Here is a 19,361-nt window from a genome sequence, read left to right as displayed (position 1 = left end):
CCGGCCCATAACCTCCAGCCATGATGTCAAAAACCCTTGTGATTAACGTGGGCCTGGGCGCTGTCATAGTCGCACTTGGTGCGGGTACCTACCTCACCGCGACGGCCGCAGGCTCCACCACCCCGGCCACGGCAACGAGGACCGTGACGGTAGGCAAGGCTGATATCTCCTCGGTGGCTACGGCGTCGGGCAATGTGGCCCCGCAGTCCACCACCGTCGTCAATGCCCGGAACTGCAGCGGGGTGATCCTGTCGGTGGGCGCCACTCTTGGCCAGCAAGTCAGCGTGGGCCAGCTGCTCGTGTCCATTGACCCTACAAATGCGCAGAACAGCTTGGATGCGGCCCAAGCGCAGCTGGATTCCGTCACTGCCCAGGCAAACCAGCAACAGGTCTCGGCGAGTGGGCAGGTGTCCTCGGCAAACCAGGCCCTCATTAACGCCCAGCAGTCAGCGGCATTGGATAACTCCCAGCAGGCCTCAACCGTTGCCGCAGCACAGAAGGCCGTGGACGCAGACAATGCCGCGGTCACTGCTGCAAAAGCCGTTCCCGTCCCCAACCCGAAGCCGGCGAACTGGACCGATCCGGTCGTGGCGGCGCAGAACCAACTCGCCAAAGACCAGGCGTCCCTCAGCCAGGCACAAAACCAAGCTGCCAGCACCCAGCTGAAAGATAAACAACAGGTCGCTTCCGCAACAACGGCGCTCGGAAATGCCCAAAACTCTGCGGCCTCGGCGGGCGCCACGAACGTCACCAGTGCCCGGCTCGCTGTACAGACGGCCCAAGCGAACCTCGCCGACTGCAACCTGACAGCTCCCGTGTCCGGCACGGTATCCGCGGTAACTGCCACCGTCGGGGCGCTGACCGGTTCGTCCGGTGGGGGCTCGGCAGCCTCGGCTACGGGTTCCACGGGTTCCGCCGGTGCCGGTGGATCCGCGGCCGGGACGGGGACTGTCGCTGCTTCGGGTGGTTCGGCGTCGAGCGCTGGCTTGGTGACCATCAGCGACACCGGCCATCTTCAGGTAGTGGCTGGCTTCTCCGAATCCGACGTGACCAGCATGAAACCCGATCAAACCGCACAATTCACCTTTCCTGCCTTGCCACAGGATCCAACCGCTGCTCCTGTAACCGGAAAAGTTGTTTCGATTGCCCAAACGTCCACTACCACCAATGGAGTGGTCACCTACCCGGTAACCGTCTCCATTGCCAATCCACCGGCAGGCCTCCGGCTTGGGCAGAGTGCCAACATCTCCGTCACCACGGCCACAGCAACCAATGCGCTGGTAGTTCCAAGCCTGGCCATCACCACCACGGGGAACAGGCAGACAGTCAGCGTCGTGAAGAACGGCACGCCGACGCCGGTAACCGTCACCACCGGGATCAGTGCGAACGGCCGAACCCAGATCCTGACAGGTCTCTCCGACGGTGACCAAGTTCAGTTGCCGGCCATCTCAAGCACCTTGGATACCGGCAGTACCACCACCGGCGGCGGCTTCGGCACGGGCGGCTTCGGCGGTACCGGCACCAACCGCGGCGGCGCACGAAACGGCGGTCAGTAAGCCGTGGCATCGGTCATCGAACTCGCCGGGGTCACTAAGGTCTACGGCAAAGGCGAGGCCGAAGTGCGGGCATTGGACAACGTGAGCCTTTCCATTGAACGCGGCGATTTCGTGGCGATCATTGGGGCTTCGGGATCCGGTAAATCAACCATGATGAACATCATCGGCTGCCTGGACGCCCCGACCACAGGGAGCTATTTCCTGGACGGAATCGATACCAGCGAGTTGGATGAGTACCAACAGGCCCAGATACGCAACCGGAAAATCGGTTTTGTCTTCCAGAACTTCAACCTCATTTCGCGCACCAAAGCTGTCGATAACGTGGCCATGCCGCTGGCGTATGCAAAGGTCGGGCGCCACGACCGGCACAACAGGGCTATGGCCATGCTTGACGCGGTAGGGTTGTCGAGCCGCTCGGGGCACAAACCTTCCCAACTTTCGGGCGGGCAACAACAACGCGTCGCGATTGCCCGGGCCTTGGTGACCAACCCCGTGCTTCTGCTCGCAGACGAGCCCACAGGAGCACTGGACTCGAGGTCCTCGGCCGAGATCCTGGATCTTTTCGGCAGGCTCCACGCCACAGGGCGGACCATCGTCATGATCACCCACGAAATGGACGTCGCGGAGCGTGCCGGCAGGGTGATCAGGATGCAGGATGGCCGGATCATCTCGGATGTTCGCCAAACCCCTGTACCGGGTAGATCTTTCGCGGGGAGACCATGAATCTTCTCGAATCAGCCAGGTTCGCACTCTCGGGAGTTGCGGCCAACAAGATGCGCTCAGTCCTCACCACCCTGGGCATCTTGATCGGTATTGCCGCGGTGATAGTGCTGTTGGCCGTCGGCGCCGGGACAAGCAACAACATCAAGGCGCAGATTGCCAAGTTGGGGACGAACGTGCTGACGGTCACCCGTTCCACCAGTGCCGGGGGCCGTGCCACAGGAGGCCAAGCCGGGGCCAACCGAACCCGCAGCACCAACCTCACCGTCGAGGACGAGAACTCCCTGACCGATCCAGTGCTGGCACCGGACATCGCCCGGACCGCCCCGATCGTCCAGGCACAGGGTGTCACTGCGACATACAGCGGTGCCACGCATTCGGTGGCAAGCTTCCTAGGGACCACGTCGTCATACTTTAATATCAGCAACAGCACCGCAGCGTCCGGTGCGCTGTTCACGGCCGCCGACCAGCAGGCAGGCACTCCTGTGGCCGTCATCGGAAACACGGTGGCCGCTGACCTCTTTGGACCCGCCACCGGCTCCGCCGTTGGACAAACAATCCAGCTCAACGGGCAAAACTTCACCGTTTCCGCCGTCTTGGCTGCCAAAGGTTCATCGGGCCTGAGCGATCCCGATGACATCGTGGTGATCCCGTTTTCTGCCGCGCAGAACAAGTTCACCGGCTATGCGCCCACGCTGGCGTCCATAACGGTCCAGGCCCGCTCGGCTGATGTGATGAACCAAGCCCAAAACGAAGTCCAAATGATCTTGGACGCCCGCCATCACGTGGATTCCACCACCCGGGACTACCAAGTCCGGAACCAGGCCCAGATCCTGACTACGGCCACCAGTACCACACAGACGCTCACTATCCTGCTCGGCGCTGTTGCCGCCATCAGCCTCCTGGTGGGGGGCATCGGGGTGATGAACATCATGTTGGTGACTGTGACGGAGAGGACGCGGGAGATCGGCATCCGGAAAGCGATCGGGGCTTCAAGGGGAAGCATCGTGGCCCAGTTCCTGATCGAGTCCCTGGTGATTTCCGTGATCGGTGGAGTGGCTGGTATCGCGATTGGTTTTGCCGGCAGCGCGTTCCCCGTGCTCGGTGTCCAGCCTGAGGTGCAGGCGTGGACGGTCTGGCTCTCCTTGGCGGTTTCGGCCGTGATCGGCCTCGTCTTCGGGGTTTATCCCGCCAACAAAGCCGCTAAACTGCGGCCCATTGATGCCCTTCGGTACGAATAGGAAATCATGAACAGCTCCAACACCGGCAGCCGCGATCCCGGCGACGCTGTCACTGAGGCCCTCCCGGCTCCGGTCCCGCCCATGGGGTACGACGAAATGCCCGAACCCTTTCCCGACGATTCAATGCTGCCGCCACCGGATGACGAGCCCTTTGTTCCCCGGAAGCGGTACACCCCGGGCCGTTCCACAAAGGTGCTGGCGTGCGTCTTGCTCGTGGTGGCGGGATTCTTTGGCGGCTCAGTGGTCCAGAAGCAAATAGATCTGGGTAACCGGGCTGGACGGAATGTGGGCAACTTCCAAGGGACCAACCTGCGGACCGGAAACGGCGGGGGCGGCAGCAACGGAACGGGGAACCAAGGGACCGGTCAGGGACGTCGCGGCGCTGGCGGCAACACCACTGCGCCCAGCTCCGGGGCAGGTCAATGACCCTACTCGTGCGGCAATAAGGTCCCGTTGGGGCCGACGGCGGGCCCCGGCGTCGGGCGTTTAGGAGTGATCCCGTCGCCGGATGACCGATGCCGCAATCTCCGGATGACCCACGGAACGAAGTATTCGCGCGCCCAGACCAGGTCCGAGGACCGCGCTTCGCGCCACGTCCGGGGCGGGAGGTCCTTGGGCAGCAGCGGCTCCAAGGTGTGCTGGACGTTGAGGGCGTCCAACACCATCATGGCAATGGTGTGGTGGCCCAATGGGGAAAAGTGCAAGCGGTCCACGTCCCACATCTGCGGGTCAGCCAGCTGCCGCAAGGACCACATGTCCGCGACGATGGCATCGTGCCGGGCAGCTACCGTGCGGAGGTTTTCGTTGTAGATGGCCACCTTGCCGCGGATCCGGTTCAACACGGAGAACGCCGTGTCAGGGCCGTTGAACAACACCACAGTGGCGCCGCGGGAACCGAGCTCGGCGACGGCGGCGTCCAGCTTTTCGGCCAAGGCATCCGGGTCACCGCTTGGACGGATGAGGTCGTTGCCGCCGGCAGAAATGGACACGAGATCCGGCCGCAGGTCCAAGCATGGGCCCACTTGTTCATCCACAATTTGTTGTAGCAACCGTCCCCGGATGGCGAGGTTGGCGTAGGCGAAATCCTCATGACCACGGCCAAGCTCTTCAGCTACGCGGTCCGCCCACCCGCGATAACCGCCAGGGTTCAGCGGTTCGGGGTCTCCGATGCCCTCCGTGAACGAATCGCCCAAGGCCACGTAGCGGCTCCAGGGGTGCCTGTTGACCAAGTGGCTGACCGACTGCTCCGGCATTTCCAACGGGTTAATCCCATCCACGCTCATGTGTTGCACCTGCCTCTTTACCTGCGTCGCCTCCAACGCTTGCTGCAAAAAGTGTCACCGGCAGTAGCTACTTACCGGTAACTGCAAGAATAGTCCTCATGACTGAAGCCGCTGCATTTCCCGCGCCCGTTGTCCTGTGGTCCCACAATGAAGCCGAACGCGCCGGCAAGCCCCTTTTGGTCCTGCTGCATGGTTACGGCTCCAACGAGGAAGATCTTTTCAGCCTGGCGGGCCTGTTGCCCGAGGGCTTCGTGGTGGCGGCGCTGCGCGCACCGTTGCCCACGGGTCCGGGATTTTCGTGGTTCCCGCTGACGGCTTCCATCGAGTATTCGCTCGACGCCGTGAAGCTCGCCGCCGAGTACGCGCTGGAATGGCTGGACACCGTCAAGGCCAACCACCCGTCCGTGACGCTGTTGGGCTTCTCCATGGGCATGGCCATGGCCACCACCATGCTCCGCTACCGGCCTGCGGACTTCGCCGCCGTCGTCGGGCTTTCAGGGTTCGTGATCGACGCCGGCGCCGATGCCGCCTTCCGGGACGCCGAGCTCGACGGATCCGTCCCCATGTTCTGGGGCCGGGACCAGCAGGACCCGGTCATCACGGCAGACAAGATCGACTACACCATGGGGTGGGTCCGCAGCCACGTCGACCTCACCAAGGTGCTGTACACCGGGATGTGGCATGGCATCAACCAGCAGGAGATCGGCCATGTGGGGGAGTTCCTGACCCACAAGGTCCTGAGCAATTCCTAGGCGGAGGTGATTCGGACCGTCTGGCCGTTGACGGTCACGGTATCGCCGGCACGGAGTTGGCGGCCGCGACGTTCATCGATTTCACCATTGACTTTGACCAAGCCATTCTTGATGAGCTCCGTTGCTTCCACGCCGTCCTCCACCAAGTTGGCGAGCTTCAGCAGTTGGCCGAGACGGATCATGTCGTCACGGATGGGGACCTCTTCGATTTCCGGATTGCTCATACAGCAATGATGCCTGAAGTAGGGTGTGACAGTGCCGCAGCCTTCTTCCCGACCCGCCCTCCCGCTCGCCCTTGGCCTCCCTATCGCAGTAGCTACCGGACTGGTCATTCCCCTTCAGGGAAGGATCAACGGAGCCCTGGGGGGCAGATTGAACGATGGCATCGCTGCTGCTGTGGTGAGTTTCACCACAGGGCTGATCGTCATCGGTGCTGTCTCACTGGCCACGTCCAAAGGCCGGTCAGGGCTGCAGCGCATCATCCCCGCTGTCCGGAACCGTAGCTTTCCGCGCTTTTACGTCACCGCGGGAGCTATAGGCGCGTTATTCGTGTGCGCCCAGTCCTTCACCATTGCCTTGCTGGGGGTAGCACTGTTCACGGTCGCCGCCGTGACCGGGCAAACCCTCAGCGGGTTGCTGGTGGATCGCATGGGCATCGGTCCCGGTGGAAAGCGCCCCATCACGGGTATCCGGGTACTGGGCAGCATCCTGACCGTTGCCGCCGTCGCCTGGGCAGTTTCCCCGCGCTTCGGTGGCGCGGCGGACATTGCGTCCCTTGTGCTGCCTGTGCTGCTGCCCTTGGTGGCGGGGTTCCTCATGAGTTTCCAGCAGGCCATGAATGGAACCGCTACGGTGCACTACGGGACGCCCCTTGCGGCGACTTTGGTGAACTTCCTCGCAGGGTCCGCCATCCTATGGGTCGCCTGGGTCATCAAGCTGGCTGTGGCCGGCCCCGGGAATCCGCTTCCAACGGAGTGGTGGTACTACCTCGGCGGCCCCATGGGATGCCTTTTCATTGGCCTGGCGGCCCTGCTGGTCCGCAGCCTCGGCGTGCTCATCACGGGGCTGGGCATGATCGCCGGGCAGCTGGTGGGTTCGTTGGTGCTCGACGTCGTGATCCCTAGTCCCGGTACGGTGGTCGCCTTGCCCACGGTGCTGGGCACGGTCCTCACGCTCGCCGCGATCATCGTGGCCACGCTGCCCTGGCCCAGGGGAGCTTTCGCACGAAAACCAGCGGCCAAAGGCCGGTAGGCTAGAACGCAGTACCTATCCCGAGCGCCCCGCCGGACACCCGCGTCCGGAACCAGGGGAACACAACCGCGGACCGCACCCAGCGGCCCTGTAGAACAAATGGAGCACCCCATGGCAGCAAAATCCGTCCTTGACCAGGTCATTTCCCTCTCCAAGCGGAGGGGCTTTGTCTTCCAGGCCGGTGAAATCTATGGTGGCTCCCGCTCAGCATGGGACTACGGCCCCCTTGGTGCGGAACTGAAGGAAAACATCAAGCGCCAGTGGTGGCAGAGCATGGTCCGCGGCCGTGAAGACGTTGTAGGACTGGATTCCTCCGTCATCCTTCCCCGCCAGGTATGGGAAGCTTCCGGTCACGTCGAGGTGTTCTCCGACCCCCTGGTGGAATGCCTCTCCTGCCACAAGCGCTACCGTGCGGACCACCTCGAAGAAGAATACGAGGAAAAGAAGGGCCGCCCGGCCGAAAACGGCCTCGCGGACATTGTCTGCGCTAACTGCGGAACCCGTGGCCAGTGGACCGAACCGCAGGAGTTCTCCGGCCTCCTCAAGACCTTCCTCGGCCCGGTGGCCAGCGATGAAGGCATGCACTACCTCCGCCCGGAAACGGCACAGGGCATTTTCGTGAACTTTAACAACGTCCTCACCACCTCGCGGAAAAAGCCGCCGTTCGGCATCGGCCAGATCGGCAAGTCCTTCCGTAACGAGATCACCCCGGGCAACTTCATCTTCCGCACACGCGAGTTCGAGCAGATGGAAATGGAGTTCTTCGTAGAACCCGGCACGGACGAAGAGTGGCACCAGTACTGGATGAAGGAACGCATGTCCTGGTACACGGATCTGGGCATCCGTGAGGACAACCTCCGGTTCTTTGAGCACCCGCTGGAAAAGCTGAGCCACTACTCCAAGGGCACCACGGACATCGAGTACCGCTTCGGCTTCCAAGGCTCCGAGTGGGGCGAGCTTGAGGGCATCGCTAACCGCACGGACTTCGACCTTTCCACGCACGCCAAGGCTTCGGGAACGGATTTGAGCTACTTCAACCAGGCCACCAACGAGCGGTACACCCCGTTCGTCATTGAACCCGCTGCCGGCCTGACCCGCTCCTTCATGGCTTTCCTGATTGACGCCTACACAGAAGACGAGGCACCCAACGCCAAGGGCGGCGTCGACGTCCGTACGGTACTGAAACTGGACCCGCGCCTGGCCCCGGTCAAGGCTGCCGTCCTTCCGTTGAGCCGCAACGAGGACCTCTCCCCGAAGGCCAAGGCGCTGGGCGCGCAGTTGCGCAAGAACTGGAACATCGATTTTGACGACGCCGGTGCGATCGGCCGCCGCTACCGTCGCCAGGACGAAATCGGTACCCCGTTCTGCATCACCGTAGACTTCGACACCCTCGAGGACCAGGCCGTCACCATCCGTGAGCGTGACACCATGAGCCAGGAACGTGTTTCCTTGGACAAGGTTGAGTCCTACCTGGCCGCACGGCTGATCGGCGCCTGACCGTGGCGTTGGAATACCGCGAATGGAAGGAAGGCGACGACCTCGCCCTCCTGGAAATCTGGGGCGGCCCGGAAACGCTGCCGGCTGAGCAGTTCCGTGCAGCCTTGGCGCCGTCGAGCAACCAGCCTTGGCGCCGATGCATCGTGGCCGAAGACGTGGTGGACGGCGTGCGGATTCCCGTTGCCGCCGGCGTGGTCCACGAGGCATCGCTGCACCCCGAACGCCTATGGGCGTACATCGAGGTGGCCAAGGACCACCGGCGCAACGGCGTCGGAGGTACCCTCCTGGCTATGCTTCGCCGTGAAGCCGGGCACTCGCCGTCGGGCGTTATCAAATTGCGGAGCAAGGTGGAACCGGATACGGCCGGGGCGGCTTTTGCCGCGGCCGCCGGGCTTGCCCCGATCCAGCGTTCCCAGTTGGTCGTCGTGGAACCGGAGCCGCTGAACCTCCCGCGTTTTGGGGATGGTTCCGAGGAAGCCGCTTCCGAGCGCGTGGAGGATTTGGCAACCGGATCGGTGGAGTTGAGTGACGTGGTGGGTAAGTACTACTCACATGTCCACCACTGGGACAGCCCGGGGGAGTTGAGCATCGCCACAGTGCAGCGCTTGTTCCTGCACGACCTCGCCGGAGCCCATGGCGCAATCGTGCTGCGGGCGCCCAAGGCAAGCGCCTTTGGCCAGGGCATTCCGGCGAGCCGCAAGGGCAAGATCCAGGCGTTCGCCATCAGCTACGCGCAAGGTACTTCGGATGAACCTTCGGATGTGTTCTTGGGGCATGACCCGTCCCTCTCCGACGAGGACGCAGCCTTCGCCGTGCGGGACCTTTTGGCCCTGATCGCCTACCAGCACCCTGTGTTGCTGGAGGTCGACGATTCGATGACTGCCTTGCGGACGGTCCTTGAACCTCTCTTGGAATCCGGCAGGGCCCGCGTGCGCGGGGCAGACACACTGATCGTTAGCGACTGAGCCGCGGCTAGGGTTATCCGATGAGGTTTTGTATCTGATGGGTCACGGTCACTCCCACGGCGATGCCGGAGATTCCGAGCCGACTCCACAGGCCTTGGCTTCACGTAAGAGGGCCAACCGGCTTTTGGCTGCAGTCCTCGTGCCTCTGGGTCTGCTCACCCTCGTGGCCATGGTGCTGATGTGGCCTTCCGGAAACCGGGACAATATCTCGTTTGCGAGCCCGTACCAGGCTGCTCCGGGAGTCACGTTCGATACCGGAAAGATCCAGAGTGTGGCGCTGGAGAGCTGTACACAAACAGGCCAAACACCAACGGGTCAGACGGCCGGTCCCCAGGCAGGCAGCGGCCAGGGGGCCGGGTCCCAATGCACATTCGCCATCACCGAACCGGACAAAGGCGGTGCCACGGTCAAGGTGGTGATCAACCCGGATGTTGCCAAGTCGCACGGCGTCAAGGTTGGCGATCCCATTCGTTACCTAAACCTTTCGGCCGTCCAAGGCGCAAACGCGGGCAACGGCTCGCCGTCGTACGTCTTTGTCGACTTCGTGCGGACGCTGCCGATTGCGCTGCTCGCGGTGCTCTACGCCGTGGTGGTTATCGCCGTCGCCCGATGGCGGGGGCTCCGGGCCCTTCTGGGGCTGGTTGGCGCGTACTTTGTGCTGGTCGGCTTCATCCTGCCGGGCCTGGTGGAAGGGAAGCCGCCGTTGCTGTTTGCCCTGGTCGGGTCCACGGTGATCATGATAGGAGTCCTCTATTTCGCGCATGGATTCTCGGCCCGGACATCAACGGCCCTTTTGGGCACCATTTTTGGTTTGGGAATCACAGCGCTCTTGGCCGCCTGGGCTACCGACGCCGCCAACCTCGCCGGAGTTGGAAATCATGACGCCGCAACCCTCATCAACATGTCGGACAAGATGTCGATTTCCGGCATCGTGCTCTGCGGCCTCATCATCTCAGGCCTCGGCGTCCTGAACGACGTCACCATCACCCAGTCGGCAGCGGTATGGGAACTCTATGAACTCGCGCCCCACTCCAGTGCCCGGAAGCTGTTTTCCTCAGCGATGCGGATCGGCCGGGACCACATCGCCTCCACCGTGTACACGATTGCTTTCGCCTACGCCGGTGCCGCCCTGCCGATACTCATCATCGTCATGCTCTATGACCGGCCCCTCGTGGATGCGTTGACCAGCGCAGAACTCTCAGAGGAAGTCATCCGCACCCTGGTAGGGTCCATCGGTTTGGTCCTGGCCATCCCCGTGACCACCTTGATCGGCGTCCTTGTGGTCAAAGCCACCGGATCGAAGCGCCTGGAGCCTGCGGGTGCGCCCCGTGTTGCTGCCGAAGACCTGAAGGATTCGGGCGAACTCTCCGCAGCGGCCGTCGTCGTCGGAAGTCGCCGGGCACGGCGGGAAGCGGAACGGCGCTGAACAGCGAAACTGAGCGGCGCTGAACTTCTGCAACCCACACGCCTGATGACATTTGTCATCCCCAAAAAGTGACACCGTTCAGGGGTGCAGGAGCAGTTTTGCGGCTTGAATTGTTGAAGAACAATCAAGCAGAGGGAAAACCATGACCACAGCAGCCGTCCCGGCCGTCCACGCCACCGGGCTTCATAAGAGCTTTGGGAAGGTCCGTGCCGTCCGCGGCCTGGATTTGACCGTTCAGCAAGGCGAGGTGGTGGCGTTCCTCGGACCTAACGGTGCCGGGAAAACCACCACTATCGACATGATCCTGGGACTCAGTTCCCCGGACCGGGGCGAGGTGTCGATCTTCGGCCACACTCCGCGAGGGGCCATCGCACGGGGGCAGGTGGCAGCTGTCATGCAGACCGGTGGGTTGTTGCGTGACATCACTGTCCGCGAGACGGTCCAGCTCACCGCCGCCATGTTCGATTCATCCCGCCCCGTCGAGGAAGTGCTGACACGGGCCGGGATCCTGGACATTGCAGATAGGAAAGTGGAGAAGTGCTCGGGAGGCCAGCAACAGCGCCTACGTTTTGCCATGGCCCTGGTCTCCGATCCGGGTTTGCTCATCCTGGATGAGCCGACCACTGGCATGGACGTCGCCGGACGCCGCGACTTCTGGGCGGCTATCAGGGCTGACGCCTCGCGGGGACGCACGGTCATCTTCGCCACCCACTACCTTGAGGAAGCCGATGCCTACGCGGACCGGATCGTGCTGGTCCGGCAAGGAAGCATCGTTGCCGACGGTACTGCCGCGCAGGTCAAGAACCTGGCATCCGGCAGGACCGTGCGGGCGAGCTTGCCCGCTGCAGAGCAGGGCCTGCTGGCTGGACTGCCGCCAACTGACCGGGTGGAGTACGACGCCGGACGCGTCACCATCCGCACGTCCGACTCCGATTCGGTGGTCCGCTTCCTGCTCAACTCCACCGGAGCTCACGATCTTGAGGTTGTGGCGAACAACCTCGAGGAGGCGTTTGTGGCACTGACCGCGGACGAACCAATCACCGCGGACGAAGTAAACACCGCTGACGAACCAAACACTCAAGCAACCCAGCGCGCGTTCGAAGGAGACCGGGCATGACCCAGGTACCAGCCATCCAGGACCGGAAACCCTCCGCGGGCGGGGTCAACACGACGTTTCTGTGGATCGAGATCAAGAGGATGCTCCGCAATCGCAGGACCATCATGTTCACGGTCTTCATGCCGGCGATTTTCTTCTTCATCTTCGGCTTGTCCAATAAGGACAAGCTGCTGCCGAACGGCCACAGTTACGGGCAGTACATCCTCATCAGCCTCACGGTGTATGCGGCCATGACGGCAGCCACCGGCGCCGGTAGCCAAGTTGCGGTGGAACGGGCCCAGGGCTGGAGCCGCCAACTGCGCCTGACCCCGCTGTTGCCGGGAGCCTACATAGCCGTCAAAGCGGCCGCGGCGCTGACCCTGTCCTTCGTGGCAGTGATAGCCCAGTTCATCATCGGAGCGGCGGCGGGGGTGACCATGGATGCCCAGACATGGTTGGTAGCGGGGTTGACGGCGTGGGTTGGTTCCCTGGTGTTCGCCGCTCTGGGACTGTTCGTAGGGTACTTGATGCCAAGCCAGAACGTGATGCAGATCCTTGGCCCGGCACTGGCGATCCTGGCGATGCTTGGCGGGCTTTTCATGCCGATTGAAATCATGGGGGACACCTTCGGCCAGATTGCCAAGTTCACCCCGGCATACGGGATCGGCCAGCTCGCAAGGAGCCCCATCACCGGCGAATTCGATGTCATGTGGATCGTCAACGTCGTTGTGTGGCTGGCGCTCTTTGTCGGCGGCGCTGCCATGGCCTTCCGACGCGATACCCAGCGTGTCTAACCTCGAATCTGCACCGCCACCAGGGGGACCAATGACAACAACCGCGATTCGGAGGGCCAAGCGACGTGCGCCCGGGCTCAACGCTCGGGGACTCAACGCTTCGGGGATCCGCGGCCCTGGGCTCAGCAGCGCAGGACTCCGCGGGCCCGGGCCCAGGGGTTGGTTCATCGGGGCCGCGTTCTCGATCATTCTCTGGGCCGGACCAACGTGGAACCAGGTTTGGTCCGTGGATGGGCCACTTGCGTGGAAGGCGGCTGCATCCGGATCCTTGGTGGCCTTTTTCGGCGCGTATGCTGTGCTTCCGATGTTCTGCAGGGAGCGGGGCGTGCGGGCCGGGCTCGCGTGCATTGGTGTCCTGGGTGCCCTCAACGCGATAGTGATTTACCTGGTGGGCGTAGAGGCGCTCTGGACGTGGCCTTTCCTCGCCTGCGCCATCGCCATGATGCCGCTGCCGTCCCGGGTCGATTACGTCCTCATCGGTGTCCTCGCTGGTGCGTCCCTGGCTACCCAACTGCTGACGGGCAACCAGGACCAGGCCTTCTTCCAGCCGGCACTCATTGTCTCCCTCGGTTTGATGATGTGCTCCTTCGCCAGGTCGATCCGAAAAACCGTCCAGCTACGGGCTGCTCAGACCGAGTTGGCGGAAGCCGCCGTCGCCGCGGAGCGGAGCCGCGTTGCCCGTGACATGCATGACATCCTCGGCCACTCGCTGACCGTCATCGCCGTCAAAGCGGAGCTCGCCGCGAGGATGCTCGAGACGGCGTCAGGCGCCGATCCGGCGTCCGCGTCCGCTTCCGTGGACGCTGCGCCGCTCCGGAGGGCCGCCGCGGAAATTGCGGCCGTGCAGGACCTCGCCCGGGGAGCGCTCGCAGATGTACGCGCCACCGTGGCGGGGTATCGCGGTGTCAACGTCCTGGCCGAACTGGCGGTAGCGCGAACAGCTTTGGAGTCCGCCGGCATAACCGCAGACCTTCCCGCCACGGTCGATGCGGTACCGGCACGCCACCGCGAACTCTTTGGCTGGGTGCTGCGCGAAGGCGTCACGAATGTGGTGCGGCACTCCGGTGCCAAGCAATGCCGGGTCCGGTTGACGGCGTCGGAAGTTTCCGTGGAGGACGACGGCGTGGGACCGGGCACGGCCGGATCCTTCGGGAACGGCCTGACCGGAATCCGTGAAAGAGTAATGGCCGCCGGAGGCAACGTCTGCGTGGGCAAGAGCGACCTTGGAGGGTTCAGATTGGCTGCCGAAGTATGAGTATCCGTTTGGTTATCGCGGACGATCAGGCATTGGTGCGCGGCGCGTTAGCGGCGCTCCTGGGATTGGAACCGGACATCGAGGTGGTCGCCGAGTTGGGCGACGGAACCGGCGTGGCGGACGCCGTCGTGGAACATTCCGCAGACGTCGCGATGCTCGACGTCGAAATGCCCGGGCTTGACGGGATCAGTGCCGCGGCCGCCGTCCGGCAAGCGGCGCCGGGGTGCCGCGTCCTGATGGTCACCACATTTGGCCGCCCGGGATACCTCAAACGGGCCATGCTTGCCGGTGCTTCCGGGTTCGTCGTGAAAGACACTCCGGCCCGGCAACTCGCCGAGGCAGTGCGGCGGGTCCACGCTGGCCTGCGCGTGGTTGATCCAGGGCTCGCCGCCGAGTCCTTGGCCTCCGGGGACAGTCCGCTGACCGAACGGGAAGCGGAGGTACTCAAGGCAGCGTCCGACGGCGGCACGGTGGCCGATATTGCCAAAGCAGCCCTGCTTTCGGAGGGCACCGTCCGCAACTATCTGTCCGCGGCGATGGCAAAGACGGGGGCCCGAACCCGCGCGGAGGCAGTGCGGCTGGCAGAGGACAATGGTTGGCTTCTCTAAGGACTGGGGTTGGCTTCTCTAAGGACTGGGGCTGGCTTCTCTAAGGACTGGGGCTGGCTTCTCTAGGGCCGGGATCCCGATTTGCCCGTATTTGAGACAATGGACGGGTGACTGTAGTAGCGACGCCCCCTGCACCTAAGCTTGAGCTCCCGCCTTTGAAGCTCGGTGGGATCACCGTGGACACCCCGGTCATCCTTGCTCCGATGGCCGGCATCACCAACTCAGCTTTCCGACGACTTTGCCGCGAATACGGCGGAGGACTCTACGTTGCCGAGATGGTGACCTCACGGGCTTTGGTGGAACGCACCCCCGAATCACTGCGCATCATTTCCCATGACGAGGACGAGAAAGTCCGCTCGGTGCAGCTCTACGGCGTGGATCCCGTCACGGTAGGCGCCGCTGTGCGGATGCTGGTCGAAGAAGACCGCGCAGACCACATCGACCTCAACTTCGGCTGCCCTGTCCCCAAAGTCACCCGCCGCGGTGGCGGTTCCGCCCTGCCATGGAAGATCGACCTGTTCACCTCGATCGTGCAAACGGCGGTGAAGGAAGCCTCCAAGGGCGGCATTCCCCTCACCATCAAGATGCGCAAAGGCATCGACGAGGACCACCTGACATATCTCGACGCCGGCCGCATCGCCCGCGACTCCGGCGTTGCCGCCGTCGCCCTGCACGGCCGCACTGCCGCGCAGTTCTACTCCGGCCAAGCGGACTGGTCGGCCATCGCGCGCCTCCGTGAGGCCCTCCCCGACATCCCTGTGTTGGGCAACGGCGATATCTGGTCCGCAGAGGACGCCGTGCGCATGGTGCGCGAAACCGGCGTCGACGGCGTGGTGGTTGGCCGTGGATGCCAAGGCCGGCCGTGGCTGTTCGGCGACCTCCAAGCCGCCTTTGAAGGCAGCGACCAGCGGCACCGTCCGGGTCTACGGGAAGTGGCCGAGGGAGTCTACCGGCACGCCGAGCTCATGGTGGAGACGTTTGGCAACGACGAATACAAGGCGCTTCGCGAAATCCGCAAACATATGGCCTGGTACTTCAAAGGCTACGTGGTGGGTGGCGAGCTTCGGGCCAAGCTGGCCCAGGTGCCCACCCTCGAGGTGCTGCGCGCGCTCCTCGATGAACTGGACATGGATTTGCCATACCCGGGGGTCGATTCCGAGGGCCCGCGCGGCCGCGCCGGTTCCCCCAAGAAGCCTGCCCTGCCCAAGGACTGGCTGGTAAGCCGCCAGCTGAATGCTGAACAAAGCGCGGACATCTCCGCAGCAGAGCTGGACGTGTCGGGCGGCTAGCCCTATACGTGCAAGACTGGCTCAAGAAGCACCGCGGCGCTTGAAGGAGGCAGCTACCCATGGGAACCGAAGCGATGATTGGCCGGAACGGAACGGCACACGATTACGTGCTGGCGATCCCGGGCTATACCGAAGCGGATTCCGCGCGTTGGGTCGAGGAACCCCGCAAGACCACGTACCGTTCGGATTTTGAGCGGGACCGGGCGCGTGTCCTGCACTCCTCGGCGCTGCGCAGGCTCGGTGCCAAAACACAGGTGGTGGCGCCGGATACAGACGACTTTGTCCGCACCCGCCTGACGCACAGCCTGGAGGTTGCCCAAGTTGGCCGGGAACTGGGCCGTTCCTTGGGGTGTGATCCGGACGTTGTGGACACGGCGTGCCTGAGCCACGACCTCGGGCATCCGCCGTTCGGACACAACGGCGAATCCGCCCTCAACGAGGTCGCCCACGCCATCGGTGGTTTCGAAGGCAACGCCCAAACCCTGCGGCTGCTGACGCGGCTGGAACCCAAGGTCCTCAGTGGCGATGGCAGGCCGGCCGGACTCAACTTGACCCGTGCAAGCCTGGACGCCGCCTCCAAGTACCCGTGGTCCGCCGTCGACGCGCCTGTCATCCACGGCCACCGCACCAGTAAGTTCGGCGCGTATGAGGACGATTTACCGGTGTTCGAATGGCTCCGCGAAGGGGCTCCGGGCAACCGCTCCTGCATAGAAGCCCAGGTGATGGACCTGGCAGATGACATCTCCTACTCCGTCCACGACGTCGAAGACGCCATCGTTGCCGGGCACTTCCAGCTCAAGTGGCTGGACAATCCGGACCATCGTGCCCGCGTGGTGGGCTACACCAAGCAGTGGTACCTCCCGCACAACGACCCCGCCGAGATCGACGCCGCGCTTGCCAGGCTCGAGGCCACCCCGGTGTGGGTGCGTGAAGCAGATGGCAGCCGGAAGTCCATGGCAGCCCTGAAAGACATGACCAGCCAGCTGATCGGTCGCTTCTGCCAGAGCGCCATGGGCACTACGCGTGACCATTTCGGGCCGGCCAACCTCACCCGCTACGATGCCGAGCTCATGGTTCCCGCGGATACGGTGACGGAGATCGCGGTCCTGAAGGGTCTCGCCACTACTTTCGTCATCTCCACCGATCACCGCCAGCCCGTGTATGAGCGTCAGCGGGAAGTGCTGCATGCCCTCGTTGGCGTCCTCAACGCTACTGGCGACCGCCACCTCGAGCCGATGTTCGCCGCGGACTGGCGCGACGCCGTCGACGACGGTGCGCGGCTTCGCGTCGTCATCGACCAAGTGGCCTCCCTGACGGACGTCTCAGCCATGGCGATGCATGAGCGGTTGGTGGGTAGTCTTCCGTCCTTGTGGTAGCCGGCGCCCGCCAGCTGAGGCTGCGAACCCGCGTTAACCGCCGCCCCGCAGAGACTAGGATGGTCACGTGGCTGGCCTGATCAAACGTGAAGATATCGACGAAGTACGCCAGCGCACGGACATCAAGGAAGTCGTTGACGGTTACGTGACGCTCAAGGGTGCCGGGCTAGGCAGTTTCAAAGGCCTGTGCCCCTTCCACGATGAACGGTCACCTTCCTTTACTGTCCGCCCCCAAGTGGGCCGCTATCACTGTTTCGGGTGTGGTGAGGATGGCGACGCCATCTCCTTCGTCCAGAAAATGGATCACAGCTCTTTCCATGAAGCTGTGGAAAAGCTCGCTGCCAGAATCGGTTACGAACTCCGGTACGAGGACGGCGGAAGCGGACCCAGCCGGGAAGAAGTGGGCAAACGCCAGCGGCTGCTGGACGCGCACAAGATCGCAGACGAGTTCTTCCGTGCGCAGTTACTGACCCCTGGCGCGGCTGAGGCGCGCAACTTCCTTCACGGCCGCGGCTTTGACCGCGCTGCTGCTGAGCATTTCGGCGTCGGCTATGCACCGCAAGGCTGGGATACGCTGCTCAAGCACCTGCGCGGGCGCGGTTTCACGGATGTGGAGCTGAAACTGACGGGAATGTTTTCGGAAGGTAATAGGGGCATCTATGATCGCTTCCGTGGCAGGCTTATCTGGCCAATCCGCGACATCGCCGGCGACACCATCGGCTTCGGTGCGCGCAAACTGTACGACGACGATCAAGGCCCCAAGTACCTGAACACCCCGGAGACCACGCTCTACAAAAAGTCCCAGGTCCTCTATGGGATCGACCTCGCCAAACGGAATATCGCCAAGGAACGTCAACTCGTGGTGGTCGAGGGGTACACGGACGTCATGGCCTGCCACTTGGCAGGGGTCACGACGGCGGTGGCCACCTGCGGTACCGCGTTCGGCGCCGAACACATCAAGGTGGCCCGGCGGCTGCTCTCTGATGACGGCACAGGTGGTGAGGTGGTCTTCACGTTCGACGGCGACGAAGCAGGCCAGAAGGCAGCGTTGCGGGCCTTTGAGGAAGACCAGCGGTTCGTGGCCCAAACCTATGTTGCCGTGGAGCCCAGCGGTGCTGATCCCTGCGATCTCCGGCAGCTCAAAGGCGACCCGGCGGTCCGGGAGCTGATTGCCAGCCGGAAGCCGCTCTTCGAGTTCGCTATCCGGGCTTCCCTCCGCCGGCATAACCTGGACACGGTTGAAGGCAGGGTCGCAGCCCTTCGCGAGGCAGCACCCGTCGTGGCGCAGATCCGCGACTTGGCCACCAGGCCTGGCTACACCCGCGAGCTCGCGGGCTGGCTCGGAATGCCCATCGAGGAGGTCAGCCGGTACGTTGGGGCAGCAGCCAAGCGTGCCGCCGCGGGTGGGAGCGGCGGCGCCGAACAGCTGGCGGCGGCGGCAGCACCGGCGTCGAACGGGCTTGTTTTCCAGCGGCCCGATCCGCGGGACCCTGTCGCAGGGATGGAGCGCCAAGCCCTGGAGGTGGTCCTGCAGGAACCAGCCGTGCTCGGTGGGGACGCGTGGGCGCGATTCGAAGCCTCCCACTTTGCCACGCCGGCCTATGCGGCCGTTCATACCGGTATCAGGGCCGCCGGCCTCGCCCATGTGGCAGACCCTGTGGCATGGGTGGAGCAGATCAGGCAGGAAGTCCCTGAGCCACTCCGGCCCCTGGTGTCCGAGCTTGCGGTGACGCCCTTGCCTGCCACCACCCCTGAAGCGATGGCGAGGTATTGCAGGGACATCCTAGCCCGGCTCTTCGAACTGCAGATCACCAGGATCAAGGCGGACAAGATGGGGCAGCTTCAACGGTTGGACGCGGCGGCACATCCGGAGGACTTCCAACGGCTGAACCGCGAACTGATGCAGCTTGAAATGGAGCGCCGATCCCTGCGCGCCGAGGCCTGAGGGAGTCGATTTCGTTTTCCCGAAGTGCCCTGTTAAGCTAGTAACCGCTTCATTCCTCCGTAGCTCAATTGGCAGAGCATTCGACTGTTAATCGAAGGGTTACTGGTTCAAGTCCAGTCGGAGGAGCGCGCAATACCCCCGCTTCAAGTTCCTTGGAGCGGGGGTATTTTTATACCCCCAGGGGGTATAAACGAGCGATTTCGCTTCCCGCCAAACCTTTGCTAAAGTCATAACCGCTTCATTCCTCCGTAGCTCAATTGGCAGAGCATTCGACTGTTAATCGAAGGGTTACTGGTTCAAGTCCAGT

18 protein-coding genes and 1 tRNA gene are annotated in these 19,361 nt (G+C 63.4%); 17 read left to right on the top strand and 2 right to left on the bottom strand.

The genetic code is table 11. The features are described 5' to 3' along the window. The first annotated feature begins 20 nt into the window (after positions 1-20). Genes SB659_RS02860 through SB659_RS02845 form a run of 4 tightly spaced genes read left to right on the top strand, consistent with a single transcriptional unit; the run spans position 21 to position 3,943 of the window. Complete coding sequence (locus tag SB659_RS02860; protein WP_284977813.1) at positions 21-1,556, top strand: HlyD family efflux transporter periplasmic adaptor subunit; 1,536 nt, start codon at positions 21-23, stop codon at positions 1,554-1,556. Positions 1,557-1,559: 3 nt separating this feature from the next. Next, positions 1,560-2,279: an ABC transporter ATP-binding protein gene (locus SB659_RS02855; protein ID WP_284977815.1), complete on the top strand. Its 720-nt coding sequence runs from the start codon at positions 1,560-1,562 to the stop codon at positions 2,277-2,279. Beyond that, positions 2,276-3,517, top strand: a complete 1,242-nt coding sequence (locus SB659_RS02850; protein ID WP_410549417.1) for an ABC transporter permease — start codon at positions 2,276-2,278, stop codon at positions 3,515-3,517. Before SB659_RS02855 ends, SB659_RS02850 begins: the two co-directional genes overlap by 4 nt. 6 nt (positions 3,518-3,523) lie before the next feature. Then, complete coding sequence (locus tag SB659_RS02845) at positions 3,524-3,943, top strand: hypothetical protein (protein WP_284977819.1); 420 nt, start codon at positions 3,524-3,526, stop codon at positions 3,941-3,943. Between the two features lie 2 nt (positions 3,944-3,945). Here the strand turns inward: SB659_RS02845 and SB659_RS02840 are convergent, their stop codons facing one another. Then, complete coding sequence (locus SB659_RS02840; protein ID WP_410549670.1) at positions 3,946-4,770, bottom strand: SGNH/GDSL hydrolase family protein; 825 nt, start codon at positions 4,768-4,770, stop codon at positions 3,946-3,948. Between the two features lie 128 nt (positions 4,771-4,898). On the opposite strand from SB659_RS02840, the gene SB659_RS02835 reads away from it, so the two are divergent. After that, complete coding sequence (locus SB659_RS02835) at positions 4,899-5,552, top strand: alpha/beta hydrolase (protein WP_284977820.1); 654 nt, start codon at positions 4,899-4,901, stop codon at positions 5,550-5,552. Here SB659_RS02835 and SB659_RS02830 read toward each other — a convergent pair. Then, positions 5,549-5,776 (bottom strand): RNA-binding S4 domain-containing protein, encoded by a 228-nt coding sequence (locus SB659_RS02830; protein WP_284977821.1) that lies wholly within the window; start codon positions 5,774-5,776, stop codon positions 5,549-5,551. The genes SB659_RS02835 and SB659_RS02830 overlap by 4 nt on opposite strands. A gap of 31 nt (positions 5,777-5,807) precedes the next feature. Here SB659_RS02830 and SB659_RS02825 point away from each other — a divergent pair, with 31 nt between their 5' ends. The 12 genes from SB659_RS02825 to SB659_RS02770 all read left to right on the top strand — a co-directional run bounded on the left by SB659_RS02825 (position 5,808) and on the right by SB659_RS02770 (position 19,180). Next, entirely contained in the window at positions 5,808-6,803 is a 996-nt protein-coding gene (locus SB659_RS02825) for a DMT family transporter (protein WP_284977822.1), read from the top strand. Positions 6,804-6,914: 111 nt separating this feature from the next. Further along, positions 6,915-8,300: a glycine--tRNA ligase gene (locus SB659_RS02820; protein WP_284977823.1), complete on the top strand. Its 1,386-nt coding sequence runs from the start codon at positions 6,915-6,917 to the stop codon at positions 8,298-8,300. Positions 8,301-8,302: 2 nt separating this feature from the next. Continuing rightward, positions 8,303-9,265 carry a GNAT family N-acetyltransferase gene (locus SB659_RS02815; protein WP_284977825.1) on the top strand — a complete coding sequence of 321 codons (963 nt, stop codon included), beginning with the start codon at positions 8,303-8,305 and terminating at the stop codon, positions 9,263-9,265. Between the two features lie 37 nt (positions 9,266-9,302). After that, positions 9,303-10,691: a YibE/F family protein gene (locus tag SB659_RS02810; protein WP_410549416.1), complete on the top strand. Its 1,389-nt coding sequence runs from the start codon at positions 9,303-9,305 to the stop codon at positions 10,689-10,691. A 142-nt stretch (positions 10,692-10,833) separates the two neighbouring features. Then, positions 10,834-11,808, top strand: coding sequence for an ABC transporter ATP-binding protein (locus SB659_RS02805; RefSeq protein ID WP_284977829.1), 975 nt, complete (start codon positions 10,834-10,836; stop codon positions 11,806-11,808). Then, entirely contained in the window at positions 11,805-12,581 is a 777-nt protein-coding gene (locus SB659_RS02800) for an ABC transporter permease (protein ID WP_284977831.1), read from the top strand. The genes SB659_RS02805 and SB659_RS02800 overlap by 4 nt, the downstream gene beginning before the upstream one ends. Positions 12,582-12,612: 31 nt before the next feature. Continuing rightward, positions 12,613-13,836, top strand: a complete 1,224-nt coding sequence (locus SB659_RS02795) for a sensor histidine kinase (RefSeq protein WP_410549415.1) — start codon at positions 12,613-12,615, stop codon at positions 13,834-13,836. Further along, the gene (locus SB659_RS02790) at positions 13,833-14,444 is read left to right on the top strand and encodes a response regulator (protein ID WP_284977835.1); all 612 of its coding nucleotides are present in this window, start codon (positions 13,833-13,835) and stop codon (positions 14,442-14,444) included. The genes SB659_RS02795 and SB659_RS02790 overlap by 4 nt, the downstream gene beginning before the upstream one ends. Positions 14,445-14,551: 107 nt before the next feature. Further along, a complete protein-coding gene (gene dusB / locus SB659_RS02785) occupies positions 14,552-15,733 on the top strand; it encodes a tRNA dihydrouridine synthase DusB (RefSeq protein ID WP_284977836.1) in 1,182 nt (393 codons plus the stop codon). Positions 15,734-15,792: 59 nt separating this feature from the next. Beyond that, the gene (locus SB659_RS02780; protein WP_284974505.1) at positions 15,793-17,109 is read left to right on the top strand and encodes a deoxyguanosinetriphosphate triphosphohydrolase; all 1,317 of its coding nucleotides are present in this window, start codon (positions 15,793-15,795) and stop codon (positions 17,107-17,109) included. A 67-nt stretch (positions 17,110-17,176) separates the two neighbouring features. Further along, on the top strand, positions 17,177-19,054 hold the full coding sequence (gene dnaG, locus SB659_RS02775) for a DNA primase (RefSeq protein WP_410549414.1): 1,878 nt from the start codon (positions 17,177-17,179) through the stop codon (positions 19,052-19,054). A gap of 53 nt (positions 19,055-19,107) precedes the next feature. Further along, a tRNA-Asn gene (locus tag SB659_RS02770) sits at positions 19,108-19,180 on the top strand. Positions 19,181-19,361 lie beyond the last annotated feature (181 nt).

Source organism: Arthrobacter sp. SIMBA_036 (assembly GCF_046535135.1).
GTDB lineage: Bacteria > Actinomycetota > Actinomycetes > Actinomycetales > Micrococcaceae > Arthrobacter.
This window is presented reverse-complemented; position numbering and strand designations above follow the sequence as displayed.